Genomic DNA, 25,497 nt, shown 5'->3' with positions numbered 1-25,497 from the left:
GATGTCCGCGTGTCCTTCGTGCCGCGCGGCGCGCGCGCTCGTTCTTGTCGACGGGCGCAGGTCTGAAGGAGCACAAGCGATGGGCGAGGGGTACGCATGACGGACACCGGCCAGGTCCCGGGCGAGGGGCTGCCGGAGAACGCAGGCATGGTCGAGCAGCCGGGCATCCCCGCACCGGGCGCGTACACCTTCCTGGACCCCTCCGAGCACACCACCGAGGACGACGACCTGCTGCTGATGCCGGGCGCCCAGGGCGCCTGGAGCGAGCACCCGCCGGGCGTCGCGCCCGCGCCGCCGGTCGCCGTGCCGCCGCCGGCGGCAGCCGTGGTCCCGAACCAGGGTGTGCACCCGGTGGCCCCCGAGGCGCCGGCGGTGACCGGTGACCCGCTCACCGACCCGCTGCCGGACCCGCTCACGGCCCCGCTGGACTCCGTCGCCCTCGCCGACGTCCTCACGGCCCCGCAGCACCAGACCCCGCCGCAGGGCGTCCCCCTGGGCACCCCGGCGCACGGCGTCCCCACGGACCACGGCGTCCCGCTCGCAGGGACCCCGGCCCACGGCGTGCCCGTGGACCAGTTCACCGGCACCCCCGCGCACGGCGTCCCGCTTGACCAGCCGACCGGCACCCCCGCGCACGGCGTCCCCGTGGCGCCGCAGGAGCAGGCGCCCACCCAGCACGGCTACGAGCCCGGCATCCTCGACACCGGCGCGCACGAGGCCGCCGGCCGCGACTCCGGCTCCGTCGACCTGAGCGGAGTCCGCGTGCCCCCGCCGGCCCCGGCCCCGCAGCCGGCCCGCCGCCCGCTGCACATGGGCCCGCCCGTGCCCGAGGCCGGCGGCGTCGTGCTCTCGCTCGCCGACCGCGGCCCCGCCGCCGCGCCCGCACCGGCCCCGCAGCCCGCGCCGGTCCCCGCGCCCGAGCCCCTCGTGGCCACCGCCCCCGCGCCGATGCCCGTACGGAACCCGGGCCCGCCGACCAGCGGCCCCGAGTACTTCGAGATCGCGCAGGACCAGCAGCTCGCGCCGCAGGGCGCCGAGCCGTGGGCCGCCCAGCCGCAGGAGCCCGAGGCCCCGCAGGCCCCCGAGCTCCCCGCAGAAACGGTCGTCCCGCAGAGCGGTCAGTTCGTCCAGGTCGAGGGCAACGTCCCGACCACCCCCCACCTGGCCCCGGTCCCGGCGCCGGAGCCGACCCCCGCGCCGGAGGAGCCGTCGGAGCCCGAGGCCCCGGTGGCCGTCGAGGAGACCGCACCGGAGACCCCGGCCGAGACGCCCGAGGTCCACGCCGTCGTCCCCGCCCCGCGCGAGGGCGAGCCGACCGGGGAGGCCCCCGAGCCCGTACCGGCCGAGGAGCCCGTGGCCGCACCCGAGGCCGAGCAGGCCCCGGAACCCGAGGAGCAGCCGGAGCCCGTCGCGGAAGCCGCCGCCGAGGCCCCGGCCGAGCCGGTCGCCGTGCCGGCGGCGCAGCCCGTGGCCGAGGAGCCCGTGGCCGAGCAGCTCGCGGAGGAGCGGCCCATGCAGGAGCAGCTCCCCGAGGAGGCCCCCGTCGAGGCGGTCGCCGAGGAGATCCCCTTCGTACCGGAGGAGACCCCCGAGGCCCTGCCCGAGCCGGCCCCGGAGACCGTGACCGAGGTGGCGCCCGAAGCCGAGGCCCCGCAGGCCGAGGAGCCGGTCGCGGCCCCGCAGGCCGAGGAGCCGGTCGAGGAGCCGGTCGAGGCCGAGCTGCCCGTCGCCCCCGAGGCGCTCGTGGAGGCCGGGGAGGCCGCCCCCGAGGAGCAGCCCGAGCCGGCCCCCGTCGCGGAAGAGGAAGCCGAGTCGGCCCCGGCCCCCGGCTACGACGACGCCGAGCGCGAGGCCGTCCTCCGGGTCATGCGCGAGCGCCGCGACATCCGCAACGGCTTCCGCTCCGACCCGATCCCGCACGAGGTGCTGCTCCGCGTCCTGGAGGCGGCCCACACGGCGCCCAGCGTCGGCCACTCGCAGCCCTGGGACTTCGTCGTCATCCGCTCCGCCGAGACCCGGCAGACGATGCACGAGCTGGCCCAGCGGCAGCGCGAGGCCTACGCCAAGTCGCTGCCGAAGGCCCGGGCGAAGCAGTTCAAGGAACTGAAGATCGAGGCCATCCTCGACACCCCGGTCAACATCGTCGTGACGGCCGACCCGACCCGCGGCGGCCGCCACACCCTCGGCCGCTACACGCAGCCGCAGATGGCCCCGTACTCCTCGGCGCTCGCCGTCGAGAACCTCTGGCTCGCCGCCCGGGCCGAAGGCCTCGGCGTCGGCTGGGTCAGCTTCTTCGACGAGCGCGAGATGGTCCGCACCCTGGGCCTCCCCGAGCACCTCGAAGTGGTCGCGTACCTCTGCGTGGGCTACGTCGACGAGTTCCCCGAGGAGCCCGAGCTGATGCAGGCGGGCTGGTCCAAGCGCCGCCCGCTGGCCTGGGTCGTCCACGAGGAGACGTACGGCCGCCGCGCGCTGCCCGGCGAGGAGCCGCACGACCTCCTCCAGGAGACCGTCGCCAACATCCGCCCGCTGGACGCGAAGGCGCTCGGTGAGGCGTGGGAGCGCCAGAAGCGGATGACCAAGCCGGCCGGCGCGCTCGGCATGCTGGAGATCATCGCGGCGCAGCTCTCGGGACTGTCCCGGGTGTGCCCGCCGCCGATCCCGGAACCGGCGGCCGTCGCGATCTTCGCGGGCGACCACGGCGTCCACGCCCAGGGCGTGACTCCCTGGCCGCAGGAGGTCACCGGCCAGATGGTGGCCAACTTCCTCGGCGGGGGAGCGGTCTGCAACGCCTTCGCCAACCAGGTGGGCGCGGAGGTCTGCGTCATCGACGTGGGCGTGGCCTCCGAACTCCCGGCCACCCCCGGTCTCCTGCCCCGCAAGGTCCGCCCCGGCACCGCCGACTTCACCGCGGGCCCCGCGATGACCCGCGACGAGGTACTGGCGGCGATCGAGGTGGGCATCGAAACGGCCCGCGACCTGGTCGCAGCCGGCAACAAGGCGCTTCTCACGGGCGAGATGGGGATCGCGAACACCACCGCGTCCGCCGCCCTGATCTCGGTCTACACGGGCGTCGACCCGACGGAGGTCACCGGCCGGGGCACGGGCATCAACGACGAGACGCACGCCCGCAAGGTGGACGTCGTCCGTCGCTCCCTGGACCTGCACAAGCCGGACCCGGCGGACCCGATCGGCGTCCTCTCGGCGGTCGGCGGCCTGGAGCACGCGGCCCTCGTCGGGCTGATCCTGGGCGCGGCCTCCCTGCGTACCCCGGTGATCCTCGACGGAGTGTCCACCGGCGCGGCGGCCCTGGTGGCCCGCGCGATCGCCCCGGAGTCGCTCGCGGCCTGCATCGCCGGACACCGCAGCGCCGAGCCGGGCCACGTGGCCGCGCTCAACAAGCTGGGTCTGCGCCCCCTGGTCGACCTGGACCTCCGTCTCGGCGAGGGCACGGGCGCGCTGCTCGCCCTCCCGCTGGTGCAGAGCGCGGCCCGCGCGATGCACGAGGTGGCCACGTTCGACTCGGCGGGCGTCACCGAGAAGTAGCCCCGAGGCGCGTCCCCCACCGACGACCGGAGTGGGGGACGCGCGGGGAAGCACCGGGCGAAGGCACGGACGGGCAGCCCTCCAGGGGAGGCGGAGCCCCCGGGATCGGCACCACCGGGAGCCCCCCGAGGCTGAACGGGCAGACCCGGCCGAGCCCCCCGGGAGATCCGTCACAGCGTGACGGCACCACCACACCGATATCGTGGTCACCAGGCGCCCCGCCGCCGCCCCACCAGCCGCTTCATCGCAGCAGCGGCCAGCACCCGCCCTCCGAGGAGCCGCTCACCCATGGCCGAGCACGCCGACCACACCGCCCAGCCGACGACGCACCCCGCCTACCCCGTGGGCCTGCGCCTGGCCGGCCGCCGCGTAGTCGTCCTCGGCGGCGGACAGGTCGCCCAGCGCCGGCTTCCCGCCCTGATCGCCGCGGGCGCCGACATCACGCTGATCTCCCCGTCCGCGACCCCCTCGGTCGAGGCGATGGCCGAGGCCGGCGAGATCACCTGGACCAGGCGGCGGTACGAGGACGGCGACCTCGCCGACGCCTGGTACGCCCTGGTCGCCACCACCGACCCGGCCTCGAACGCCGCCGCCTCCGCGGAGGCCGAGCGCACCAGGACCTGGTGCGTGCGCTCCGACGACGCCGAAGCGGCCACCGCCTGGACCCCGGCGACGGGCCGCAGCGAGGGCGTGACCGTCGCGGTGCTCACCGGCCACGACCCGCGCCGCTCGGCGGCCGTGCGCGACGCGATCGTCGAGGGCCTGCGGGACGGTTCGATCGCGGCCCCGCAGCACCGCGCACGCACCCCCTTCGTGGCACTGGTCGGCGGCGGCCCCGGCGACCCGGACCTGATCACGGTGCGCGGCCGCCGGCTGCTCGCCGAGGCGGACGTGGTCATCGCCGACCGTCTGGGCCCCCGCGACCTGCTGGACGAACTGCCCCCGCACGTCGAGGTGATCGACGCGGCGAAGATCCCGTACGGCCGGTTCATGGCCCAGGAGGCCATCAACAACGCGCTGATCGAGCACGCGAAGGCGGGCAAGTCCGTCGTCCGGCTGAAGGGCGGCGACCCGTTCGTCTTCGGCCGGGGCATGGAGGAGGCGCAGGCGCTCGCCGTCGAGGGCATCGCCTGCACGGTGGTGCCGGGCATCTCCAGCTCGATCTCGGTCCCGGGCGCGGCCGGCATCCCGGTGACGCACCGGGGCGTGGCGCACGAGTTCACGGTGGTCAGCGGGCACGTGGCCCCGGAGGACCCGCGCTCCCTCGTCGACTGGGCGTCGCTCGCCAAGCTCACCGGCACCCTGGTGATCCTGATGGGCGTGGACAAGATCGGGAAGATCGCCGAGGCGCTCATCGCGCACGGCAAGGCCCCGGAGACTCCGCTCGCCCTGGTCCAGGAGGGCACGACGGCCTCGCAGCGCCGGGTGGACGCGACGCTGGCGACGGTGGCGGAGACGGTGCGGACGCAGGAGGTGCGCCCGCCGGCGGTCATCGTGATCGGCGAGGTCGTGACGGAAGGTCCGGACCGCCTGGTCATGTAGGACCGCCCCCGAGCGGGCGACGCCCAGCCGCACACACATTGGCACCACACCCCGGACAAGGCAGTATCACCTCGTGGCCGAACTCATCACGATCGACGACCCCGACGACCCGCGCCTGCGCGACTACACCGGTCTGACCGATGTCGAACTCCGCCGCAGAAGGGAACCGGCCGAGGGCCTGTTCATCGCGGAGGGCGAGAAGGTCATCCGCAGGGCCCGGCAGGCGGGCTACGAGATGCGGTCGATGCTGCTCTCCGCCAAGTGGGTCGATGTGATGCGGGACGTCATCGACGAGGTCCCCGCGCCGGTGTACGCGATCCAGCCGGACCTCGCGGAGCGCGTCACCGGCTACCACGTGCACCGGGGCGCTCTCGCCTCGATGCAGCGCAAGCCGCTCCCGGACGCCGCCGAGTTGCTGGTCGGCGCCCGCCGGGTGGTGGTGATGGAGTCGGTGAACGACCACACCAACATCGGCGCGATCTTCCGCAGCGCCGCGGCGCTCGGCATGGACGCGGTGCTGCTGTCGCCGGACTGCGCGGATCCGCTGTACCGGCGTTCCGTGAAGGTGTCGATGGGCGCGGTGTTCTCCGTGCCGTACGCCCGGCTCGACACGTGGCCGCGTGGCCTGGAGGCGGTACGGGAGGCGGGCTTCAAGCTGCTGGCGCTGACGCCGGCGGAGAAGGCGATGTCGATCGACGAGGCCGCCCCGCACCGCATGGAGCGGGTGGCCCTGATGCTGGGCGCGGAGGGCGACGGTCTGTCCACGCAGGCGCTGCGGGCGGCGGACGAGTGGGTCCGCATCCCGATGGCCCACGGGGTCGACTCGCTGAACGTGGGCGCGGCGGCCGCGGTGGCGTTCTACGCGGTGGCGACGGGCCGCCCGGAGTCCTGAAAGACGGCTCGCCCCCCGAAGCCCAGGCCTGGGCCCGGGCCTGGGCTGGGATCTACCCCTGAAGGGCCTGGGCGGCGGCGATGCCCAGGGCCACCACCAGCGTCACCACCACGAAGACGAAGAGCCGCTGCCGCAGCAGCCGAGGGTTGGCGGGCCGGCGGCCCGTGGACGTCGACCGCGCACCCGGCCGGGTCGCGGGTCGGCCACCGGTCCGGGGCCCGGCGGAGGGCCGGGACGACGGCCCCGGCCCACGCCCGCCGCGCTCCGCACCACGCTCGGTGCCACGATCGGCGCCGCGCTCCGTCCCCCGCTCGCCGCCTCGCTCCGTACCGCGCTCCGGTCCACGACCGGGCACGTCCCGCTCGGTGTAGCGCTCGGTCGGCCGCAGGGTGTTGCGCTCCTCCACGCGGTCCCGCTGCACGGGCGGCCGTGAGACCGGCAGCCCCTGCGCCTCGCGCGCCGCGATCTCCTTGAGCCGCATCGACAGCTGAAGGGTGCTGGGACGGTCCTCGGGGTCCTTCGCGAGGCAGGCCCGGATGAGCGGCGCCAGCGCGTCCGGGACGCCGTGCAGCTGCGGCTCCTCGTGCACGACCCGGTAGAGCATGACCTCGGAACTGCCGTGCCCGAAGGGCGAGTCGGACATCGCCGCGTACGCCAGCGTGGCACCGAGCGAGAACACGTCGGTGGCGGGGGTGACGGCCGCGCCGCGGACCTGTTCGGGGGCGAGGAAGCCGGGGGAGCCGACGGCCGTGCCCACGTGGGTCAGGGTGCTGGCCCCGGTGGCCCAGGCGATGCCGAAGTCGATGATCCGGGGGCCCTTGGGGGAGAGCAGGATGTTCGAGGGCTTGAGGTCCCGGTGCACGACACCGGCCTCGTGGACGGCGACGAGTCCCTCCGAGAGCGCGGCCCCGATCGAGGCCACGTCGGCGGCGCGCAGGGAGCCCTCCTCGGCGACCCGGTCGTGCAGCGAGGGGCCGGGCACGTACTGGGTGGCGAACCAGGGGCGCTCGGCCTCCAGGTCGGCGGCGACGAGCCGGGCCGTACAGCCGCCGCGGATCCGCCGGGCGGCCGAGACCTCACGGGCGAACCGGGACCGGAACTCCTGGTCCTCGGCGAGATCGGGCCGGATCACCTTGAGCGCCACCCGCTGGCCGCGCCGGTCGGAACCCAGGTACACGACGCCCATCCCGCCGGCCCCCAGCCTGCGGTGGAGCCGGAACGACCCGACGATCCGCGGATCCTCGCGCCGGAGCCGCATCATCGCCATGTCCGTCCCCTCGTCCGTTCGACGTGGCACAGCTTACGTAGTGGCGCCCGCACGCGCTCATAGGCCGCGCCCTCGCGCCTGGATCGATTGTCAGTGCTGAGGGGTACGCGGCAGGAACGCGCGCCTCCGGTGGCCACCCCAACCCCTTGTCCCGCCAACCCAGTTGACGCTCTGTCGAGGGCGGACTCCGAATGCCCCGGAAGGCACTCCCGACCCCCTCCGACCAGGGGGTTCGCGCGACGCCCCGGGAAGTGAGCGAAGTCACGCCCCGGCCGCCCCGCCACCGCCCCGACCGGGACCCCTCAGGGAAGACCCCGGCTTCCGCACCCCCGTCTCCACCCAGGGGAGTACGCCGTACGACCGGGCGTCATCCTCCGGGAGGCCCGCAAGTCGGTACGCGGGCATGACGTCCGGACGCTCCCGGCTCCCTAATGTTGATGTCAAGCGGCGGGTGCAGCACTCGTCCCCCGAGGTCAAGCACCCGCCGCGCCAGACACGACAGGAGAGGAACCATGGCCTTCACGGCATCGCGGACGAGCACCCAGCCTTCGAGCCGGCGTCACCCGCTGGTGGCCACCGCCATGGTCCTCCCTCTCGCGGCCCTGCTCGTGGTCGTCTTCGGCGGCTGGGACGCAGTGGTCACACAGGCGTCGTCCGTGGGCGTGATGCTGGGGCGCTGAACAGCGCCCCGGACCCGGGAGAGCGGCCCGGGTCGGGACATCCGGCCATCAACCCCGTGGGGACGGGGGTGCGGCGGACGGCAGCGTGGGGCCGGTCAGCTGGGGAGCTGACCGGCCCTCGCGCGTTCCCGTCCCGTACGGCCCCGTACGCTCGCCCCCGTGGACCTCCCCGACCGGCCCGTCCTCGACGGCCTCGCCGCGTACGCGCACGCCGCCGCCCACCGCCCCGGCACGCCCTGCCGCTGTGCGGGCGAACTCGTCGGGGGGCTGGCGGACCGGGACGACGGGACCGTCGTACGGCACGGGCGGCTGGTCGCGAAGGCGCACGCCCACGGCACCGACCCCGAGGCGCACCGGGCGCGGATCGCGCTCGCCGCCCACCCGGACGTCCGTGAGGTCTTCCTCCCGCCGCTCACGACGTCCACGCCCGGGGAGCTCGACGGCCGGCCGGTCAGCGTGTGGCCGTACGGCTCGCCCGTCGACCCGGCGGACCCCGACGCCGCCCCCTGGGAGGAGGCCGCGACGCTCCTCGCCCGGCTCCACCGCACCCCGCCTCCCGCGGATGCGGCCGCCCGGCTTCCCGAGATGAGGGCTCCCGCCAAGGCGGCCCTCGCCGTGGACCGGATGCGCCGGACGGCACCGGACCACCCGGCCGCCGCGACCGTCCTGGCCGCCTGGCGGGCGGTCCCCGGCCACGTGGCGTCGGACGGCCCCCGCCTCCTCTGCCACGGCGACTTCCACCTCGGCCAACTGGTCCGAGACGCGGGGCCCGCGGAGTCTCCCGGCACGCCGCCCCCGCCCCGCGCTCCCTGGCGGCTCATCGACGTGGACGACGCCGGTCTCGGCGACCCCGCGTGGGATCTGGCCCGCCCCGCGGCCTGGTTCGCGGCCGGCATCCTGCCCCCGGAGATCTGGTCCCGTTTCCTCGGGGCGTACCAGGGAGCGGGCGGCCCGGCCGTGGGCGCGGATCCGTGGGTCCGACTCGACGTGCCCGCCCGTGCCCTGACGGTCCAGACGGCGGCGCTCGCGGTCGCCAAGTCGACGGCCGAGGGCCGGCCGCTCGACGAGGTCGAGGACGTGATGATCGACACCTGCGCCCGTATCGCCGGGCACCGAACCGATTCGGCCGTCACGGCGTCCACGTAAGGTGAAGGCACCATTCGTACGGCGACGTCAGGGAGTTGAGCCGACCATGCAGTGTCCCAAGTGCCATGCGGCCATGCACACGTACAACCGCAACGGCGTCCAGATCGAGCAGTGCAGCGGCTGCCGCGGGATATTCCTGGACTACGGCGAGCTGGAGTCCCTGACCCGCCTGGAGTCCCAGTGGGTCCAGCAGGCTCCGCCCGCCCCGCCGGCCCCGCAGGCCTACCCGGCCGCGCAGCCCGCCGCCCCCGCCTGGGGCGCCCCGCACCACGGCGGCCACCACGGCGGCGGCCACTACCGTCAGCGCGGTTTCGGCCGGATGCTCTTCTCCTCCTGACGGGGTGTGCACCGGGTCTCCCGGTGCACGAGGAGCCTTCCGCGCATGAAGAAGCCCCCGGCCGCGAGATGCGGCCGGGGGCTCTTCGGTGGTGCGCGATACTGGGATTGAACCAGTGACCTCTTCCGTGTCAGGGAAGCGCTCTCCCGCTGAGCTAATCGCGCGGGACGGTCCGTACGGACCGGATCTTCGGTTGTTCTGCGTGCGCGATACTGGGATTGAACCAGTGACCTCTTCCGTGTCAGGGAAGCGCTCTCCCGCTGAGCTAATCGCGCTTGGAGGTGGAGACGGGATTTGAACCCGTGTAGACGGCTTTGCAGGCCGTTGCCTCGCCTCTCGGCCACTCCACCAGGAGTGAATACAGGGGTTCGGGAAGATCCCCCACATCGAGCGGACGACGAGATTCGAACTCGCGACCCTCACCTTGGCAAGGTGATGCTCTACCAACTGAGCCACGTCCGCTTGTCGTTTCCGTTTCGCTTGCGCGTCCCGGCGACGTGTTGAACTCTAGCGGATTCCTGGGCCAGCACAAAAACGCGTTTCCGCAGCGTGCTGACCTGCGCGCCGATCCAGGTGCCCGGCAGGGAGACCCGGAGGGTTCGTGCCCCGTTCACTCGCCGTGCTCCCGAGGTGGCGGGGAGCCCCCGTCGCCGGTGCCCGGTGTCCCTCCTCCGGCGGACCTAGACTCGATGCGTGTACGACCTTGCTCCGCTGGCCCGCTTCGGCGGCCTCCTCGCGACCGACCTCCGGGACGTCACCCACGACCCCGAAGCCCTGGACTCCGCCGGCTTCTGGGCCGTCTGCGCGGACTTCGAGGGACGTCTGACCTGCGCCCGCTTCGGCGACGTGCGGCCCGACCCCGTCCCCGCGCCCGTCCCCGGCGGCTGGCGCGGCCCCGCCGCCGGTGACTGGACGTCCTCCCTCGACCGCACCGCGTACACCGCGGGCGTCCGGCGCGTACGCGAGCACATCGCGCGCGGCGAGGTCTACCAGGCGAACCTCTGCCGGGTGCTGACCGCGCCGCTGCCGGATCCGGCCGCCGCCGACGTCGACGCCCTCACCGCCCTCCTCGCCCGGGGCAACCCCGCCCCCTACGCCGGAACGATCCGGCTGCCCGCGCACGGGGTGGAGATCGCCACCGCCTCACCCGAGCTCTTCCTCCGCAGAGAGGGGACGCTGATCTCCTCCGGTCCCATCAAGGGGACCGGACGCACCGCCGCGGACCTCCTCCCCAAGGACCACGCGGAGAACGTGATGATCGTCGACCTGGTCCGCAACGACCTGGGGCGCGTCAGCGAGACCGGCTCCGTCGCCGTCCCCGCCCTTTGCGCGATCGAGGAGCACCCCGGCCTCGTCCACCTCGTCTCCACGGTCACCGGCCTGCTGCGCGCGGACGCCGGCTGGCCCGAGCTGCTCGACGCCGCCTTCCCGCCCGGCTCCGTGACCGGCGCGCCCAAGTCCAGCGCGCTGCGGATCATCGAGTCCCTGGAGACCGCCCCCCGCGGCCCGTACTGCGGAGGCATCGGCTGGGTCGACGCCGACGCGGGCACGGCGGAGCTGGCCGTCGGGATAAGGACCTTCTGGATCGACCGCCCCGAGGGCGTGCTCCGCTTCGGCACCGGCGCCGGGATCACCTGGGGCTCGGACCCGGAGCGCGAGTGGGAGGAGACCGAGCTGAAGGCGTCCCGGCTGGTCGCGATAGCGTCGGGCGCCTACGAGTCAGGCGCCCTTGAGGCGAGCGGAAAGGCCACTTCTCGATGAAAATCTGGGTCAACGGCGGGCTGCACGACGCGGAGACCGCCCTGGTCTCCGTACTGGACCACGGACTGACCGTCGGCGACGGCATCTTCGAGACGGTCAAGGCGGTACGCGGCGAGACCTTCGCCCTCACCCTCCACCTGGAGCGCCTCACCCGCTCCGCCCGCGGCCTCGGCCTGCCCGACCCGGACCTCGACGAGGTCCGCCGCGCCTGCGCCGCCGTCCTGGAGGCGAACCCGATGGAGCTCGGCCGGCTGCGCATCACGTACACCGGTGGCCTCTCGCCGCTCGGCTCGGAGCGGGGCGACGCGGGGACCAGCCTGGTCGTCGGCCTGGGGGAGACCGGCCGTCGCGCCGACTCCACCGCGGTGATCACCGTGCCCTGGACGCGCAACGAGCGCGGTGCCCTCACCGGACTCAAGACCACCTCGTACGCCGAGAACGTGGTCGCCCTCGCCAGGGCGCGCGAGCAGGGCGGCTCCGAGGCGCTCTTCGCCAACACGGTGGGGCAGCTCTGCGAGGGCACCGGCTCCAACGTCTTCGTCGTGGTCGACGGCCGGATCCTCACCCCGCCCGTCTCCTCCGGCTGCCTCGCGGGCATCACCCGGGCCCTGACCGTCGAGTGGACCGGTGCGCAGGAGACCGATCTGCCGCTGGACGTCCTGGAGAGCGCCGACGAGATCTTCCTGACCTCGACGCTCCGCGACGTCCAGGCCGTGCACCGGGTCGACGGACGCGAACTGTCGCCCGCGCCCGGCCCGGTCACCGCCAAGGCCATGCGGATCTTCGACGAGCACGCCGCGCGGGACCGGGATCCGCGCCTCGCGTAGCGGCCTCGCGCAAAACCTGATGACGGACGGCCTCCGGGTGGGTAGAACACGACTGATGACCACCACCCTGCGGCCGGCCGAGCCGCTTCAGCAGACGCCCGACGGCGGCCGTTCCCGTACCTACGACGTGTGCGTGAACAGCCGCCGCGTCGGTTCCGTGCACCTCTCCACCGACCCCGGCTTCGGTGCCGCCTCCGGCGTGATCAGCCGCCTCGGGGTCCACGAGCCGGACCGGGGGCGGGGTCGTGGCACGGTCGCGGCGCTGGCATCGGAGGAGGTGCTGCGGGGCTGGGGCTGCGTCGAGGTCCAGATCTCCGTGCCCGCCGACGCCGGACCCGCGCTGCGGATGGCCCGCTCGCTCGGCTACACCGAGCGCAGCCGGAACATGGTCAAGGAACTGCCCGCCGAGCCGCCGGCCCTGCCGGAGGGTGTCGAGGTGCGGCCGATGACCGGGGCTGAGTACGCGGCGTGGGAGGCGCGGGCCAAGGAGGGCTTCGCGCGGAGCTGGATCGACCGCGGCGTGCCCGAGGAGCAGGCCCGCGCCAAGGCCGAGAGCAGCCACGCGAAGTACCTTCCGGAGGGCCTCGCCACCCCCGGGGTCGCGATCCACGTGGTCGTCCGGGACGGCCGGCCCGCCGGCTTCCTGTGGACCGGCCGGATCGAGCTGGAGCCGGGCCGCTGGGCGGCCTTCGTGTACGACATCGAGGTCGACGAGGCGCACCGCGGCCACGGTTACGGGCGGGCGCTGATGCTGCTCGCCGAGCGGGTCGCGCGGGAGGCCGGGGAGACCCTGCTCGGACTGCACGTCTTCGCGGGCAACACCCCGGCGATCCGGCTCTACGAGTCGCTGGGCTACCGCACGACCCACGTCAACAGCGCGAAGGAGCTGCTGTAGGGGAGGCCGTCGCACTCCGAGGGGGGCCGTCGTACCCCGGGCGTCGCGCGGTGGGGCACCCCCCGGGCGCCGGGCCCTCAGCCCGCCAGGAGGCGGTCGGTGATCTCCTCGATGCGCTCGCGCAGGCCCTCCTGGCTCTGGCCGCCGTCCAGCCGCAGCCCGTCGACGACATAGGTCGGGGTGCCGGTGACCTTGATCGCCTTGCCCTCGGCCTCGTCCGCGTCGACGGTCAGGAGGTGTCGGCCGTCGATCAGCGCGGTGTCGAACTCCTCGGCGTCCAGGCCGAGTTCGGTGGCCACCTGCATGAGCACCGGCTCGCCCCGCTCGCCCAGCTCGGCGGTCCTGGCGAGCAGCGCCTCCGCGTACGCCCAGCCCTTGCCCTGCTCGAAGGCCTCCTCGGCGGCCTGCGCGGCGGCGTACGCGTGCTTGTGCTTCGCGAGCGGGAAGTGCCGCAGCTGTACGTCGAGCCGGTCGCCGTACTTCTCGCGGAGCGCGCGGACGTCGTCGAGGGCCTGGAAGCAGTCGGGGCACTGGAGGTCGAACCACGCCTCGAGCACGACGGGGGAGGCGGGTGCGGTGGTGGAGTCACTCATGACAGCAGTCTCCCTCACCAGGGAGGAGGGGTGTCTCCCGACCGGGACCTGGGGAGGAGATCCGGGTGGGGGCGACCCGGAGATCTCCCTGAGACCGGGCCCGGGACATGGCCGCGGGGGGCCTCACCGGTGCAGGATGGAAGGGACGTATCACCCCGGACCTGGAGGCCCGCATGCTCGCCGAGACCATTTGCTCCGCGGTGTCCGCGGCGGGCCTGGGCATCGCCGCGATCACGGCGTACCGGAAGCGATTCCTGTCCGCGGCCCGGATCGCGGCCTACTCCCTGGTCCCGGTCGGCCTGGTGATGACGGGCGCCGTCGAATGGCTCGTGGACACGGCGTTCAGCCCGGTCGCCTGGGCCGGCTTCGGTGTCCTGGGCGCCGCCTGGCTGCTCTTCATGTCCACCCGGGCCGTGGAGCGGCGCCGGGGCGGACGCAGGGAGGCCACCGGAGGGGCGGAGCCGGGTGCCGTGGCCCCGGCGGCGTCGTCGCCCTCGCGTGCCGTGACGGCGAAGCCGCAGACCGGCGCGCCGGCCGGAGAGGACTTCAGCGACATCGAGGCGATTCTGAAGAAGCACGGAATCTGACCGCTTCTGGCCGTTCCCGTTCCCGTGATCGTCCGGCGATCCACGGGAAGGGGTGAACTGCCTCTGCTGTGGGGCGTGTTGCGGGATTTCGGGGGTCCCGCGTGCGCGATCATCCCCCCGAGATGCTGGATACCTCGCGGGAGACCGTCCCCGCCGCCCCCGATGCCCCTGCCGAAGAGCCGCGCGGCTGTCTGTTCGCGCTCTCCCAGCCCCCGCTGATGATCTTTCTCGGGGTGATCGGCTGTCTGCTGCTCATGGCCGCCGTGCACGATCTCTTCGTCCTGTGACGGCCCCGGGCCCGGTCGCGGTCGAGGACCGGGCCTCGGCGGCGGGCCGGGCGCCGGCCCCGGTCCCGACTCCGGCCGACGCCTCAGCCCGCGGCCTCCTTGCGGCGCGCCCGGTAGGCGGCCACGTGCAGACGGTTGCCGCAGGTACGGCTGTCGCAGTAGCGGCGCGAGCGATTGCGGGAGAGGTCGACGAAGGCCCGGCCGCAGTCCGGCGCCTCGCAGCGCCGCAGCCGCTCCTGCTCGCCCGCCACCACGATGAACGCCAGCGCCATGCCGCAGTCGGCCGCGAGGTGGTCGGCCACCGAGGCGCCCGGCGCGAAGTAGTGCACGTGCCAGTCGTAGCCGTCGTGGTCGGTGAGCTGGGGCGTGGTCCCCGCGCCCGCCACCAGCTGGTTGATCAGCGGGGCCGCGATCCGGGCCTCGGGCGCCGAGAACACCGCCGCGAACTTCTCGCGCACCTCGCGCACGGCCCGCAGATCGGCCGCACCGAGGTCGCCCACGTCGCTGATCTTGTGGGCGTGTACGAAGGTCCGCAGCCCCTGGATGTCCGCGAGCTCGTCGGCCCGGTCGCCCTGCGGCGCGGTGTTCATCAGATCGACGACTGTGTCGAGGGCGATCCGGGTGTCGTGGGGGATCAGCACGATTCGCTCCCTGGCCGGCTGCGGGCGGGCGCCCGCGGAATGGCGCTGACTTTAGCGCGACCGGGAAAAGGACAACGGCGCCCTCCACCGCGCCGGCTGCGCGGTGGGGAGCGCCGGTGTCGTGCCTATGTGGCTGCCCGCGCGGCGCCGTCGCCCCGAGTCGGACGGCGCCGTGCGGCTCTCGGCCTGGCTCAGCTGTCGGCCAGGATGTGGGAGAGCTCCGTATCGAGATCGAAGTGCCGGTGCTCGGTGCCCGGTGGCACGGCGGCGTCGGTCCGCTTCAGGAACGACTCCAGGGCCCTCGCCGGGGCCTCGAGCAGGGCTTCTCCCTCGGGGGAGCTCAACGCGATGCAGACGACTCCCTGACCGTGACTCCGGGACGGCCAGACGCGGACGTCGCCCGTGCCGGTGGGCCGGTGCAGCCCCTCGGCGAGAAGGTCGCGGGCGAAGACCCACTCGACCGTCTCCTCGGCTCCGGTGTGGAAGGTGGCGTGCACGGCATACGGATCGGCCGTGTCATACCGCAGGCCCGCGGGTACAGGCAGTGAGGACTCGCTCGACACAACGAGGCGCAGGTGCAGCTCGCAGCTGACCGTGGTGTTCATAAGCGCCAGGGCCTTTCGCTCAGTGTGCGCTCGGGGATTCGCACGTCGGCGAAATCGACATGCCACCTCAGGTGCCGTTGTAAACCCCTCTGTCGGTTTTGTGATCGTTCAGGTAGCTCGTTCGGGGGCGTGTGACCTGCGGTAATACCGCCATTCCGGCGAGGGCTCCGCGTCCGGTAAGTTGGGAACCATGAATGCGGAGAGTGACGAGCGCATCGGGGAGTCCGCAGACGGCCAGGAAGCCGAACTGGGATCCCGTGCACCGGAGTTCATCAAGTCCCGACGAGGCCTCCATCTGAGCTGGCAGGTCGGCGTCTTCATCGTGGGACTCGCCGTGGTCGGCGCGGGCGTGGTCATGCTGCCGCTCCCGGGGCCCGGCTGGCTGGTCATCTTCGGCGGCATGGCGATCTGGGCGACCGAGTTCGTCTGGGCGCAGCTGGTGCTCCGCTGGACCAAGCGCAAGGTCACGGAGGCCGCACAGCGCGCGCTCGACCCCAAGGTCCGCCGCAGGAACATCATCCTCACCACCGTCGGCCTGGTGATCATCGCCGCCCTGCTCGGCGTCTACCTGTGGAAGTTCGGCTTCGTCATGCCGTGGAAGATCGACGAGTGACCCCGGGATGGTTCGGGAGCCCCGCTGACATGCGGTAATGTTTGCGGTGCACCGGGGCGATTAGCTCAGTGGGAGAGCACTTCGTTCACACCGAAGGGGTCACTGGTTCGAACCCAGTATCGCCCACCACCCGGTCCGAAGGCCCGAGACGGAACATCGTCTCGGGCCTTCGGCGTACCCCGGTCCGTCACCGCATCCGCGCGACCCGGTCCCGGAGCCGCCGGGCGTCCCGCAGCCGCTGCTCGTACGTGGCGCCCACCGCGAGCAGCAGGAGCCCGGCCAGGGCCGGCGGCAGCCAGCGCGGCAGCGCGCCCACCGCCTGCACCACGTACGGCGCCAGCTCGTGCAGCCCGTCCAGGGCGAGGGCCGAGCCGCCGAGGACCAGGAGCGCCTGCAGCCGGAACCGCGCGCCGAGCAGGGTCACGACGAGGGCGGCGACCCCGAGGGCCAGCGGCCGCGGCCACTCCGGGTCCGTCCAGGCCGCGACGAGACTCGGCGCCAGCGTCGCCGCGAGACCCGGTCCGTACGCCGTCCAGGACGAGGCCTCCCGGTCCCGGCGCCGCCGCAGGAAGCCGACGACGAGGGCCGGCACGGTCACCGGCAGGGTGTACGCCTCCGGGGTCGCCACCTCCCACACCGCCAGCCGCACCCAGGTGGCCAGCACGAACAGCACCGCCGCCGTCCACGAGGCGAACCGCCGCCGCTCGGGGCGCACGGCCGTCGCCGCCGCGATCACCCCGGCGAGCGCCAGGGCGAGCGCGAGGAACGCGGGCCGGGACGCGGCGAGCGCGAACGCCGGAAGCGCCACGACCGCACCGGTGATCTCGACCGGCAGGGCCACCGGGCGGGCCTTGGCGCCGACGGCGGCCGTCGCCGCCGGGACGAGCAGCAGGGCGAGCGCCGTCCAGTGGTCCTCGAACCCGCGGGCGGCGGCCACCGCGACCACGAGCCCGGTCGCGGTGAGCACCGCGGCGCAGGCGGCGACCACCCGGCGCGCGCCCGCCCCGAGCACCGCCACGCCCACCAGGAGCACGAGCAGCGCCCCGAGCGCCGTGAACGTGGCCGCCCGCACGTCCAGGGCGAGCGCGACCGCGCTCGGCGCGGACACCAGCCCGCCGGCGAACGCGAGCCACCCCAGGACGGTCCCGGGCTCCGCGGCGGGAGCCTCAGGACGGGGCCGGGAAGGCGCCCAGGCGCCCCAGGGGGCACCGGAGGCGGAGGGAGCGGCGGGGACGCCGGTGGCGGGCTCGGGCTTCGGCGTGCCGGGGCCTACGGCCGGTTCCGGGCGGCGCAGACCGCGCGTCAGCGGACCGGGGCGGACGGCGCACGCGAGCGCCGCCGCGGTCGTCAGGAGCTGCAGGGCCAGTGTCGCCGCGTACGGCAGACCGGGGGAGACCGGCAACGCCGTGAGCAGCGCCCAGACCAGGGCGAGGGCGCCGCACCGGGCCCACAGCCGGGGGACGGCCGCGAGGACGCCGGCGGCCACCGCCAGGACGAGGACGGCCGTCCCCGGGTACGAGGTCAGCGCCCGCACGGGGTGCTCGCCGGACCACACCTCCGTCGTCCGGGCCATCGGCCCGAGGAGACCGACCGCCACCGGCGGCAGCGCCCAGACGACCCCGAGCGCCGCGACTCCTGCGCCCGCGCCGGCGAGCCCGAGGCGCATCCCGCCCGGCAGCCGCCGCCCTGTCGCCTCGCCGGCCCCGTCCCCGGCCCGGCTCGGACGCCCCACCGATGCCAGTGCCAGGCCGCACAGGACGTACACCGGCACGGTCCAGTCCGTCGGGACGGCCGGGCGGAGCAGGCCGCCCGCCGCCGCGACCGCCGCCAGGCCGGCGACCGACGAGGCCGCCACCGCGAGGGCGGGCAGGCGCCGGGCCACGTACAGGGTCGGCGCCGCGGCCGCCAGGAGCAGCGGGGCGCCGCTCCACGGCGAGGTGAGCGAGAGCCAGCCGCCCGTCAGGAGCGCCCAGCCGCCCAGGGCCGTCGCACCGACGGCCGCCGTGATCCGGACCGCCGCCGGGCGGGTCCACAGGATCACCGCGCCGTCCGCCACGGCCGTGACGAGCGCCGCCCACGCGAAGGCCGTCGGGCCGCCCCCGACCGCCAGCACACCGAGCGGCAGCGGCAGCTGCCCCGCGGCCACCGCCACCGGCAGCGGGATCCGCAGCCGGGACAGGCCCGAGCCGTACGCCGTCCACGCGCCCGCGAGGACCGCGGCGGCCACCGCCGTGTACTCGAGGCCGTCCGTCTCCGGGAGCGCCACCCGGTGCAGCGCGTACGCGTCGAGCACCATCAGGACCAGACCCAGCGCCGCGACCGACTCGGCCGTCGACACCAGGCTCCGGCGCAGCAGCGCCACCGGCGCCGCCAGCGCGGCCGAGGTGACCGCGAACAGCACGACCGAACGGCCGCCGATGCCCATCGACCCCCAGCTCACCAGCGTGAACGCGATGGCCGCGATCGTGAGCAGCGTGCCGCCGAGCGTCAGCAGCACGTTCTGCGCGCTCCGCGGCGTCGAGTCCGCCACCGGCGGGCGGGCGCCGGGACCCGTCGGACGGGCGCCGGGCGCCGAAGGGAACGGGCCGGGTGCCGTCGAGGACGCCGGGGCGTACAGCGCCCGGAGGAGCCACGCCCGCCGGGCCAGCAACTGGGACCGGCGTGCGTCGAGTCGGGCCAGCTCACGGTCGACGAGCACGAGCTCGTCCGCGGGCGGCAGGGAGTTGTCCATGCCGGGAGTGTGGCCCCCGCCACACCGGGCGGGAATGCGTCCGGATACTCATCTTCCGGCTCCCACGCGTCTGAGTACCTCCCCCCGGTGGGGGCGGGGACCGGTGCCGGTGCCGGCGTGGTTTGAACGAAGGGCTTGGGGGCCTGTATGGTTCAACCCGTTCCCGGGCGATTAGCTCAGCGGGAGAGCACTTCGTTCACACCGAAGGGGTCACTGGTTCGATCCCAGTATCGCCCACCGGGTAGAGGCCGGTCCGTCGAAAGACGGACCGGCCTCTGTCATGTGCCGGGCCGCCGGGCCCCGTTCAGGCCGCCGTGCCCAGCTCCGGCCGCAGGGGCCACGACGGGTCCACGGTCTCCGGCGTCCCCTGCCGGGTGAACCACGCCTGGAGGCCCCGCGCCTGCGCCGCGTGCCACACCGCCTGCAGCGTGTGCAGCTCCGCCGGCGTCAGCCGCTCGAGACGCGACGAGAAACGCCGTGCCACCGCCCGTACGACGTCGAGCGCCGCCGTCGCGTCCGCCGCCGCGTCGTGCGCGCCCGCCAGCTCCACCTCGTAGTGCGCGCACAGGTCCGTGAGCGTCCGGCGGCCCTTCCGGTAGCGGTCCAGATGCTTGTCCAGGACCCGAGGGTCGAGGACGACCAGCGGGGTGCCTCCCAGATAGTCGCCGAGCGTGGACGCCCGGTGCCTGCGCAGCTCGCGGTCGAGGATCGTCAGATCGAACGGCGCGTTCATCACCACCAGCGGGCGCCCCGCCGCACTCTGCTCGGCCAGCGCGCGCGCCAGCTCCTCCATCACGGGAGCCGGCCAGCGGCCGTACCGCTGGAGGTGATCGTCCGTCAGTCCGTGCACGGCGGTGGCCCCCTCGGGCACCGGTATGCCCGGATTGACCAGCCACCGCGTCACCCGCGGCCGCGCCCCGACCGTGTCCTGTACGACGAGGGCGGCGGACACGATCCGGTCGCCCTCGACGTCAACTCCTGTGGTCTCCGTGTCGAAAGCGGCCAGGGGCCCTTCGTACCAGTGCATCGTCATCCCTGAACTCCCTGCACACGTGCGGCAGATGGCCAACCCCCTGCCCCGAAACGGTGATACCCGGACTGTTTGCGCCGTACGCGGACCGGTCACAACACAAGGGACGGGGAAGGAAGACGACATGGCGCTCGCCCAGCCCGAGTCGGGAGGGCTGCCGCCCCAGCGGCTGGCACCGACGCGCGGCTCACTCGCCACCACCGCCTGCATGGAGACCCTCCAGGTGGGATACCTGCACGCCGTCGCCGCCGCGGCCGGCTGCTCGCTGTCCCAGCCCTTTCCGGACAACGGCATCGACTGGCACGTGAGCCACGGCTCGCCCGGCCACACGGTCGACGACGAGGTGACCATCAAGGTGCAGCTCAAGTGCACCTACCAGATACCGCCGCGCCCGCCCGGGAAGACCTTCTCGTTCACCCTCGACAACGACCACCTGGTGAAGCTCGCCAGGACCCCGGTGTCCGTGCACAAGATCCTCGTCGTGATGCTCGTCCCGAGGTCACCTGAGGATTGGCTGAGAGCGAGCCACGACCGGCTCGACCTGCGGCACTGCTGCTACTGGATCAACCTGGCCGGACACCCGGTCACGGGACAGCGCCGGACCACCGTGCGCGTACCGACGGCACGGATCTTCGACGACCGGGCGCTCTGCGAGATCATGACCCGGGTCGGCGTGGGAGGGAGACCTTGATGCACCGACCGATCGACGACCCGGGGTTCGGGGACGAGGGGAGCGGGGCCGGACACGGCCCCGTCTCCGTTCCTCCGCCTTACCGCCCCCATCCGGCGCCCGGGGACACCCCCGGGCCCTGGACCGGGGTCCCGGCCCCGCCCACCGGCCCCTGGGCCGATACCCAGGGCACACCCGACCCCGGCAGGGTCGACCCGCGCGTCCTCGGCGCCCTGCTGGCCCGCCACGGATGGCGGCGGCGGGGCGGGGCGGCCGGGCGCTACAGCCGCTGGACCCCGCCCGGCAGCGGCACCGGCACCAGCCTGCTCGTGCCGGAGAGCCGCGCCTTCCCGGACTGCGAGGACCTGCTCGGCGAGGCGCTCACCGCCCTCGCCCGCAGCGCCACGCCCTCCGCCCGCGAGGTCCTCACCGGCCTCGCCGTGCCCAGCGACGAGATCCGCTGGTGGCGCGACGTGCCCCCGGGCCCGGCCGGCACCGTCCCCTGGACCGTGCAGGAACAGCTCAGGTCCGCCGCCCGCCAGCTCCTCCTCGCCGGCGCCCTCGCCGTACGGGGCAGGGCCGGCTACTACGGGGCCCGGCACCGGCGCCCCGCCCAGGCCTCCCTGGAGACCGTCGTCGTCGGCGCGGCGCCCGGTGGCCGCGGGCTCACCGCCTTCCTGCCCGTCGCACCGGGCCGCCCCATCGCCGTCCGGCTCTACCACGCCCTCCACGCGGCCCGTGAGGCCACCGACTACCAGCGGGCCACCGGCGGCATGGAGGCCTTCGACGCGGCCGTCGAGGCGGGCGTCAGCCGCGAACTCACCGAGGCGCTCGTGGCCTTGGTGCGGGGCACCGAGGGAGCCAGGATCGCCCTGGAGTGGGCCCCGTCCGCCGGGGCGCCCGAGGGCTGCGCAGCCCGGCCCGAACCGGTCGAGTTCTCGCCAGGCGACCTGCCCGCGCTGCGCGAGGCCAGTGCCCGCTACCTGACCGACGAGCCCTCCGTACCGGTCCGGCTGACCGGCGCCGTCGTCCGCATGCGCCGCTCCGGGCCGCGCGGCGAGGGCACCGTACGGCTCCGGGTGCTCGGCGGGGCGGAGGTCCCGCACGTCCGGGTCAGCCTGGACGAGGAGGCGTACCGCACCGCCGGGCACGCCCATCTCGTCGGGCTTCCGATCCGGGTGGTGGGCCGGCTGGAGAGCCGGGGCGGCTTCCGTCGCCTCACGGACGCCTCCGGGGTCGTCCCCGTCCAGGTCGACGAGACGGAACGGGACCGGTTGATGAAGTCCCTCCAGGAGAACCTCGACTTCTTCGAGGAGGCGTGCGGACCGGACGAGGGGTGAGACCCCGTCGGGGCCCGGCGGCGGGAAACCCTTTCGCGGGCGGCCCGGCGGGCGGGAAACCGTTTCGCGGACGCCCCGGTGGCCTCGGTAGGATCGGCCGTGCGCGGCACCTCGTACCTGTCGCGCACCGCCGGCGCCGGCACCTCGTGTCTGCTTGCGCCCCTATGTACGGAGTACCCGTGTCTGAAGTCCGTGTGACCGTCCAGTCCGCCTCGGAAGCAGAGGAGAGGGCGGTGAGCGCGGGCACCACCGCCGGCGCCCTGTTCGCCGACGACCGCACCATCATCGCCGCCCGCGTGGCCGGCGAGCTGAAGGACCTGTCGTACGAGCTCGCCGACGGCGACGTCGTCGAGGGGGTCGAGATCTCCTCCCCCGACGGCCTCGACATCCTGCGCCACTCGACCGCGCACGTCATGGCCCAGGCCGTGCAGGAGCTCTTCCCCGAGGCCAAGCTGGGCATCGGCCCGCCGGTCCGGGACGGCTTCTACTACGACTTCGACGTCGAGAAGCCCTTCACTCCCGAGGACCTCAAGGTCATCGAGAAGAAGATGCAGGAGATCCAGAAGCGCGGCCAGCGGTTCGCCCGCCGTGTGGTGACCGACGAGGACGCCCGCGCCGAGCTGGCGGACGAGCCGTACAAGCTGGAGCTCATCGGCATCAAGGGCTCCGCGTCGACCGACGACGGCGCGAACGTCGAGGTGGGCGGCGGCGAGCTGACCATCTACGACAACATCGACGCCAAGACCGGCGACCTGTGCTGGAAGGACCTCTGTCGCGGTCCCCACCTGCCGACCACCCGGAACATCCCGGCGTTCAAGCTCATGCGCAACGCCGCCGCCTACTGGCGCGGCAGCGAGAAGAACCCGATGCTCCAGCGCATCTACGGCACCGCCTGGCCGTCGAAGGACGAGCTGAAGGCCCACCTCGACTTCCTCGCCGAGGCCGAGAAGCGCGACCACCGCAAGCTGGGCAACGAGCTCGACCTCTTCTCCGTCCCGGACGAGATCGGCTCCGGCCTCGCCGTCTTCCACCCCAAGGGCGGCATCATCCGCCGGGTCATGGAGGACTACTCGCGCAAGCGCCACGAGGAGGAGGGCTACGAGTTCGTCTACTCGCCGCACGCCACCAAGGGCAAGCTGTTCGAGAAGTCGGGCCACCTCGACTGGTACGCCGAGGGCATGTACCCCCCCATGCAGCTCGACGAGGGCGTGGACTACTACCTCAAGCCCATGAACTGCCCGATGCACAACCTGATCTTCGACGCGCGCGGCCGTTCGTACCGTGAACTCCCGCTGCGCCTGTTCGAGTTCGGCACCGTGTACCGGTACGAGAAGTCGGGCGTCGTGCACGGCCTGACCCGGGCCCGCGGCTTCACCCAGGACGACGCGCACATCTACTGCACCAAGGAGCAGATGGCGGAGGAGCTCGACAAGACCCTCACCTTCGTCCTGAACCTGCTGCGCGACTACGGTCTGACCGACTTCTACCTGGAGCTGTCCACCAAGGACCCGGAGAAGTTCGTCGGCTCGGACGAGGTCTGGGAGGAGGCCACCGCGGTCCTCCAGCAGGTCGCCGAGAAGCAGGGCCTCCCGCTGACCCCCGACCCGGGCGGCGCCGCGTTCTACGGCCCGAAGATCTCGGTGCAGGCGCGCGACGCCATCGGCCGTACCTGGCAGATGTCGACCGTGCAGCTCGACTTCAACCTGCCGGAGCGCTTCGACCTGGAGTACACCGCCCCGGACGGCACCAAGCAGCGCCCGGTCATGATCCACCGCGCGCTGTTCGGCTCGATCGAGCGCTTCTTCGCCGTGCTCCTCGAGCACTACGCGGGCGCGATGCCGCCGTGGCTGGCGCCCGTCCAGGCGACCGGCATCCCGATCGGCGACGCGCACGTCGACTACCTGCACGAGTTCGCCGCCAAGGCGAAGAAGCAGGGTCTGCGGGTGGACGTCGACTCGTCCTCGGACAGGATGCAGAAGAAGATCCGCAACGCGCAGAAGCAGAAGGTCCCGTTCATGATCATCGCGGGTGACGAGGACATGGCCGCCGGCGCCGTCTCCTTCCGCTACCGCGACGGTTCGCAGGAGAACGGCATCCCTGTCGACGAGGCCATCGCCAAGATCGCCAAGATCGTCGAGGACCGCGTCCAGGTCTGATCCGCCGGTCGCACGGGCTCAGGAGGCCCCCGGGGTACCGCCCGGGGGCCTCTCCTCGTCCTCCCGCCTGAACGTCTGGATCAGCCAGGAGGAGAACGAGCCCGTGACGGCCCCGATCAGGGCGACGCCGCACGCCATCATGCCCACCGCGATGAAGCGGCCCATCGCGGTCACCGGGGTGACGTCCCCGTATCCCACCGTCGTCAGGGTCTCGGCGGCCCACCAGAGGGCGTCGCCGAAGGTGCGGATCGTGGCCCCCGGGACGCCGCGCTCGTGCTGGTAGACGGCGAGCGCGCCCGCGAAGCCGAGGAGCGCGACCGTGAGGCTGGAGTAGGCCATGACGCGGGCGTAGAGGGTCAGGCGCGGCTTGTCGTGGCGGCGCTGGATCTGCTCGTAGATCTTCACCATCTGCAGCGGCCGCAGCAGCGGCAGCAGCAGCACGACGGTGCCCAGGAGATGTGCGCGGACGAAGCGCAGGGGGCCGAGGCCGCTGAGCCGGAGCCGCACCACGTAGTCGAGGACGAAGACGCCCCACGCCCCGAGCGTGACCGCCAGGCAGAGGTCCAGCCAGACCTGGTCCATGCCGTGGGCGAGCACCCGCACCGTGTACCCGGCGAGGAAGAGCAGAGAGGCCACCGCGAGCGGCTTCTCCATGCGACGGTCCCAGTGCTCCTGCTTCTCCGGCCTCACGTCCATCGGATCAGCATGGCCGCTGCATGGATCCTCCGCCCCGGCGACACGTTCCGAACGGGCGACGCAATATGCTGCACAGCATGACGACTGAGCCGGAGCAGCAGATCGGAGTGGGGACGCAGGACGCGTTCCAGCGCCTGTGGACGCCTCATCGGATGGCGTACATCCAGGGCGAGAACAAGCCGACCGGGCCGGGCGCCGAGGACGGCTGTCCGTTCTGCTCGATTCCGTCGAAGTCGGACGAGGACGGCCTGGTGATCGCCCGTGGCCGGAGCGTGTACGCGGTCCTCAACCTGTACCCGTACAACGGCGGTCACCTCATGGTCGTCCCCTACCGCCACGTCGCCGACTACACGGATCTGGACGCGGCGGAGACGGCGGAGCTCGCCGACCTCACCAAGCGCGCCATGGTCGCGCTGCGGGCGGCCTCCGGCGCGCACGGCTTCAACATCGGCATGAACCAGGGCGCCGTCGCGGGCGCCGGGATCGCCGCCCATCTGCACCAGCACGTGGTGCCGCGCTGGGGCGGGGACACCAACTTCATGCCGGTCGTCGGGCACACCAAGGTGCTGCCGCAGCTCCTCGCGGACACCCGGAAGATGCTGGCCGACGCCTGGCCGGCCACCATCTGATCCGTACGCGAAGGGCCCGGGCCACA

Annotated in this window: 23 protein-coding genes and 6 tRNA genes; 18 read left to right on the top strand and 11 right to left on the bottom strand. The window is 73.7% G+C overall.

Going from position 1 to position 25,497, the window contains the following annotated elements:
• Positions 1 to 96: 96 nt before the first annotated feature.
• From cobT to ACIP84_RS22230, 3 genes are all read left to right on the top strand, one after another.
• Positions 97 to 3,546 (top strand): nicotinate-nucleotide--dimethylbenzimidazole phosphoribosyltransferase, encoded by a 3,450-nt coding sequence (gene cobT, locus ACIP84_RS22240; protein ID WP_401799617.1) that lies wholly within the window; start codon positions 97 to 99, stop codon positions 3,544 to 3,546.
• A 288-nt stretch (positions 3,547 to 3,834) separates the two neighbouring features.
• Entirely contained in the window at positions 3,835 to 5,088 is a 1,254-nt protein-coding gene (cobA, locus tag ACIP84_RS22235; RefSeq protein WP_401799616.1) for a uroporphyrinogen-III C-methyltransferase, read from the top strand.
• Positions 5,089 to 5,161: 73 nt separating this feature from the next.
• Entirely contained in the window at positions 5,162 to 5,980 is an 819-nt protein-coding gene (locus ACIP84_RS22230) for an RNA methyltransferase (RefSeq protein ID WP_187622675.1), read from the top strand.
• Positions 5,981 to 6,032: 52 nt separating this feature from the next.
• On the opposite strand, the gene ACIP84_RS22225 is transcribed toward ACIP84_RS22230, so the two are convergent.
• On the bottom strand, positions 6,033 to 7,247 hold the full coding sequence (locus ACIP84_RS22225; protein WP_355961111.1) for a serine/threonine-protein kinase: 1,215 nt from the start codon (positions 7,245 to 7,247) through the stop codon (positions 6,033 to 6,035).
• A 512-nt stretch (positions 7,248 to 7,759) separates the two neighbouring features.
• Between ACIP84_RS22225 and ACIP84_RS22220 the strand changes: the two genes are divergently transcribed.
• The 3 genes from ACIP84_RS22220 to ACIP84_RS22210 all read left to right on the top strand — a co-directional run bounded on the left by ACIP84_RS22220 (position 7,760) and on the right by ACIP84_RS22210 (position 9,410).
• On the top strand, positions 7,760 to 7,927 hold the full coding sequence (locus ACIP84_RS22220; protein WP_187622673.1) for a hypothetical protein: 168 nt from the start codon (positions 7,760 to 7,762) through the stop codon (positions 7,925 to 7,927).
• A gap of 159 nt (positions 7,928 to 8,086) precedes the next feature.
• Positions 8,087 to 9,073, top strand: coding sequence for an aminoglycoside phosphotransferase family protein (locus tag ACIP84_RS22215; protein ID WP_401799613.1), 987 nt, complete (start codon positions 8,087 to 8,089; stop codon positions 9,071 to 9,073).
• Positions 9,074 to 9,119: 46 nt separating this feature from the next.
• Positions 9,120 to 9,410 (top strand): zf-TFIIB domain-containing protein, encoded by a 291-nt coding sequence (locus tag ACIP84_RS22210; RefSeq protein WP_187622671.1) that lies wholly within the window; start codon positions 9,120 to 9,122, stop codon positions 9,408 to 9,410.
• A gap of 89 nt (positions 9,411 to 9,499) precedes the next feature.
• On the opposite strand, the gene ACIP84_RS22205 is transcribed toward ACIP84_RS22210, so the two are convergent.
• The 4 genes from ACIP84_RS22205 to ACIP84_RS22190 all read right to left on the bottom strand — a co-directional run bounded on the left by ACIP84_RS22205 (position 9,500) and on the right by ACIP84_RS22190 (position 9,872).
• Positions 9,500 to 9,574, bottom strand: a tRNA-Val gene (locus tag ACIP84_RS22205).
• 39 nt (positions 9,575 to 9,613) lie between these two features.
• Positions 9,614 to 9,685 (bottom strand) — tRNA-Val (locus ACIP84_RS22200).
• Between the two features lies 1 nt (position 9,686).
• Positions 9,687 to 9,760, bottom strand: a tRNA-Cys gene (locus ACIP84_RS22195).
• Positions 9,761 to 9,799: 39 nt separating this feature from the next.
• A tRNA-Gly gene (locus tag ACIP84_RS22190) sits at positions 9,800 to 9,872 on the bottom strand.
• A gap of 231 nt (positions 9,873 to 10,103) precedes the next feature.
• Here ACIP84_RS22190 and ACIP84_RS22185 point away from each other — a divergent pair.
• The 3 genes from ACIP84_RS22185 to ACIP84_RS22175 are packed head-to-tail and all read left to right on the top strand — an operon-like array spanning position 10,104 to position 12,893.
• Positions 10,104 to 11,171, top strand: a complete 1,068-nt coding sequence (locus ACIP84_RS22185; RefSeq protein WP_401799611.1) for a chorismate-binding protein — start codon at positions 10,104 to 10,106, stop codon at positions 11,169 to 11,171.
• A complete protein-coding gene (locus ACIP84_RS22180) occupies positions 11,168 to 11,998 on the top strand; it encodes an aminotransferase class IV (RefSeq protein ID WP_401799608.1) in 831 nt (276 codons plus the stop codon). The genes ACIP84_RS22185 and ACIP84_RS22180 overlap by 4 nt, the downstream gene beginning before the upstream one ends.
• A gap of 55 nt (positions 11,999 to 12,053) precedes the next feature.
• A complete protein-coding gene (locus tag ACIP84_RS22175) occupies positions 12,054 to 12,893 on the top strand; it encodes a GNAT family N-acetyltransferase (protein ID WP_355961125.1) in 840 nt (279 codons plus the stop codon).
• 77 nt (positions 12,894 to 12,970) lie between these two features.
• Here ACIP84_RS22175 and ACIP84_RS22170 read toward each other — a convergent pair whose 3' ends face one another.
• Positions 12,971 to 13,486, bottom strand: a complete 516-nt coding sequence (locus tag ACIP84_RS22170) for a DsbA family protein (protein ID WP_401799605.1) — start codon at positions 13,484 to 13,486, stop codon at positions 12,971 to 12,973.
• Between the two features lie 173 nt (positions 13,487 to 13,659).
• Between ACIP84_RS22170 and ACIP84_RS22165 the strand changes: the two genes are divergently transcribed.
• On the top strand, positions 13,660 to 14,073 hold the full coding sequence (locus ACIP84_RS22165) for a hypothetical protein (protein WP_355961131.1): 414 nt from the start codon (positions 13,660 to 13,662) through the stop codon (positions 14,071 to 14,073).
• A gap of 122 nt (positions 14,074 to 14,195) precedes the next feature.
• On the top strand, positions 14,196 to 14,360 hold the full coding sequence (locus ACIP84_RS22160) for a hypothetical protein (protein WP_167346850.1): 165 nt from the start codon (positions 14,196 to 14,198) through the stop codon (positions 14,358 to 14,360).
• Positions 14,361 to 14,443: 83 nt separating this feature from the next.
• On the opposite strand, the gene ACIP84_RS22155 is transcribed toward ACIP84_RS22160, so the two are convergent.
• Both ACIP84_RS22155 and ACIP84_RS22150 read right to left on the bottom strand, forming a co-directional pair.
• Positions 14,444 to 15,001, bottom strand: coding sequence for a CGNR zinc finger domain-containing protein (locus ACIP84_RS22155; protein ID WP_266964031.1), 558 nt, complete (start codon positions 14,999 to 15,001; stop codon positions 14,444 to 14,446).
• Positions 15,002 to 15,192: 191 nt separating this feature from the next.
• Complete coding sequence (locus ACIP84_RS22150; protein WP_015032345.1) at positions 15,193 to 15,606, bottom strand: SsgA family sporulation/cell division regulator; 414 nt, start codon at positions 15,604 to 15,606, stop codon at positions 15,193 to 15,195.
• 190 nt (positions 15,607 to 15,796) lie between these two features.
• Here ACIP84_RS22150 and ACIP84_RS22145 point away from each other — a divergent pair, with 190 nt between their 5' ends.
• Together ACIP84_RS22145 and ACIP84_RS22140 are read left to right on the top strand one after the other, a co-directional pair.
• Positions 15,797 to 16,219, top strand: a complete 423-nt coding sequence (locus tag ACIP84_RS22145) for a TIGR02611 family protein (RefSeq protein WP_401799601.1) — start codon at positions 15,797 to 15,799, stop codon at positions 16,217 to 16,219.
• A gap of 54 nt (positions 16,220 to 16,273) precedes the next feature.
• A tRNA-Val gene (locus ACIP84_RS22140) sits at positions 16,274 to 16,348 on the top strand.
• 58 nt (positions 16,349 to 16,406) lie between these two features.
• Here ACIP84_RS22140 and ACIP84_RS22135 read toward each other — a convergent pair.
• Positions 16,407 to 18,950: an SCO7613 C-terminal domain-containing membrane protein gene (locus ACIP84_RS22135; RefSeq protein WP_401799599.1), complete on the bottom strand. Its 2,544-nt coding sequence runs from the start codon at positions 18,948 to 18,950 to the stop codon at positions 16,407 to 16,409.
• Between the two features lie 165 nt (positions 18,951 to 19,115).
• Between ACIP84_RS22135 and ACIP84_RS22130 the strand changes: the two genes are divergently transcribed.
• A tRNA-Val gene (locus tag ACIP84_RS22130) sits at positions 19,116 to 19,187 on the top strand.
• Between the two features lie 67 nt (positions 19,188 to 19,254).
• Here the strand turns inward: ACIP84_RS22130 and ACIP84_RS22125 are convergent.
• Entirely contained in the window at positions 19,255 to 19,983 is a 729-nt protein-coding gene (locus ACIP84_RS22125; protein ID WP_355961140.1) for a 3'-5' exonuclease, read from the bottom strand.
• Between the two features lie 121 nt (positions 19,984 to 20,104).
• On the opposite strand from ACIP84_RS22125, the gene ACIP84_RS22120 reads away from it, so the two are divergent.
• From ACIP84_RS22120 to thrS, 3 genes are all read left to right on the top strand, one after another.
• Positions 20,105 to 20,671 (top strand): DUF4365 domain-containing protein, encoded by a 567-nt coding sequence (locus tag ACIP84_RS22120; protein ID WP_355961142.1) that lies wholly within the window; start codon positions 20,105 to 20,107, stop codon positions 20,669 to 20,671.
• Entirely contained in the window at positions 20,671 to 21,990 is a 1,320-nt protein-coding gene (locus ACIP84_RS22115) for a hypothetical protein (RefSeq protein ID WP_401799596.1), read from the top strand. The genes ACIP84_RS22120 and ACIP84_RS22115 overlap by 1 nt, the downstream gene beginning before the upstream one ends.
• 179 nt (positions 21,991 to 22,169) lie before the next feature.
• The gene (gene thrS, locus ACIP84_RS22110; protein ID WP_355961148.1) at positions 22,170 to 24,146 is read left to right on the top strand and encodes a threonine--tRNA ligase; all 1,977 of its coding nucleotides are present in this window, start codon (positions 22,170 to 22,172) and stop codon (positions 24,144 to 24,146) included.
• A gap of 18 nt (positions 24,147 to 24,164) precedes the next feature.
• Here the strand turns inward: thrS and ACIP84_RS22105 are convergent, their stop codons facing one another.
• The gene (locus ACIP84_RS22105; RefSeq protein WP_355961151.1) at positions 24,165 to 24,842 is read right to left on the bottom strand and encodes an ion channel; all 678 of its coding nucleotides are present in this window, start codon (positions 24,840 to 24,842) and stop codon (positions 24,165 to 24,167) included.
• 65 nt (positions 24,843 to 24,907) lie between these two features.
• On the opposite strand from ACIP84_RS22105, the gene ACIP84_RS22100 reads away from it, so the two are divergent.
• On the top strand, positions 24,908 to 25,471 hold the full coding sequence (locus ACIP84_RS22100; protein ID WP_355961154.1) for an HIT domain-containing protein: 564 nt from the start codon (positions 24,908 to 24,910) through the stop codon (positions 25,469 to 25,471).
• The last annotated feature ends 26 nt before the right edge of the window (positions 25,472 to 25,497 follow it).

Origin of the sequence: Streptomyces sp. NPDC088707 (assembly GCF_044752725.1) — a bacterium.
In the GTDB taxonomy this organism is placed as follows: Bacteria; Actinomycetota; Actinomycetes; order Streptomycetales; family Streptomycetaceae; genus Streptomyces.
The sequence above is the reverse complement of the archived record's forward strand: the minus strand, read 5'-3'. Positions and strand labels throughout refer to the sequence as shown.

Excerpts from the sequence above, each read along its gene's own strand:
- cobT (WP_401799617.1), top strand. The coding sequence starts at position 97 with ATGACGGACACCGGCCAGGTCCCGGGCGAGGGGCTGCCGGAGAACGCA.
- cobA (WP_401799616.1), top strand. The coding sequence starts at position 3,835 with ATGGCCGAGCACGCCGACCACACCGCCCAGCCGACGACGCACCCCGCC.
- ACIP84_RS22225 (WP_355961111.1), bottom strand. The coding sequence starts at position 7,247 with ATGGCGATGATGCGGCTCCGGCGCGAGGATCCGCGGATCGTCGGGTCG.
- ACIP84_RS22220 (WP_187622673.1), top strand. The coding sequence starts at position 7,760 with ATGGCCTTCACGGCATCGCGGACGAGCACCCAGCCTTCGAGCCGGCGT.
- ACIP84_RS22210 (WP_187622671.1), top strand. The coding sequence starts at position 9,120 with ATGCAGTGTCCCAAGTGCCATGCGGCCATGCACACGTACAACCGCAAC.
- ACIP84_RS22180 (WP_401799608.1), top strand. The coding sequence starts at position 11,168 with ATGAAAATCTGGGTCAACGGCGGGCTGCACGACGCGGAGACCGCCCTG.
- ACIP84_RS22175 (WP_355961125.1), top strand. The coding sequence starts at position 12,054 with ATGACCACCACCCTGCGGCCGGCCGAGCCGCTTCAGCAGACGCCCGAC.
- ACIP84_RS22170 (WP_401799605.1), bottom strand. The coding sequence starts at position 13,486 with ATGAGTGACTCCACCACCGCACCCGCCTCCCCCGTCGTGCTCGAGGCG.
- ACIP84_RS22165 (WP_355961131.1), top strand. The coding sequence starts at position 13,660 with ATGCTCGCCGAGACCATTTGCTCCGCGGTGTCCGCGGCGGGCCTGGGC.
- ACIP84_RS22160 (WP_167346850.1), top strand. The coding sequence starts at position 14,196 with ATGCTGGATACCTCGCGGGAGACCGTCCCCGCCGCCCCCGATGCCCCT.
- ACIP84_RS22150 (WP_015032345.1), bottom strand. The coding sequence starts at position 15,606 with ATGAACACCACGGTCAGCTGCGAGCTGCACCTGCGCCTCGTTGTGTCG.
- ACIP84_RS22145 (WP_401799601.1), top strand. The coding sequence starts at position 15,797 with ATGAATGCGGAGAGTGACGAGCGCATCGGGGAGTCCGCAGACGGCCAG.
- ACIP84_RS22135 (WP_401799599.1), bottom strand. The coding sequence starts at position 18,950 with ATGGACAACTCCCTGCCGCCCGCGGACGAGCTCGTGCTCGTCGACCGT.
- ACIP84_RS22125 (WP_355961140.1), bottom strand. The coding sequence starts at position 19,983 with ATGACGATGCACTGGTACGAAGGGCCCCTGGCCGCTTTCGACACGGAG.
- ACIP84_RS22120 (WP_355961142.1), top strand. The coding sequence starts at position 20,105 with ATGGCGCTCGCCCAGCCCGAGTCGGGAGGGCTGCCGCCCCAGCGGCTG.
- ACIP84_RS22115 (WP_401799596.1), top strand. The coding sequence starts at position 20,671 with ATGCACCGACCGATCGACGACCCGGGGTTCGGGGACGAGGGGAGCGGG.
- ACIP84_RS22105 (WP_355961151.1), bottom strand. The coding sequence starts at position 24,842 with ATGGACGTGAGGCCGGAGAAGCAGGAGCACTGGGACCGTCGCATGGAG.
- ACIP84_RS22100 (WP_355961154.1), top strand. The coding sequence starts at position 24,908 with ATGCTGCACAGCATGACGACTGAGCCGGAGCAGCAGATCGGAGTGGGG.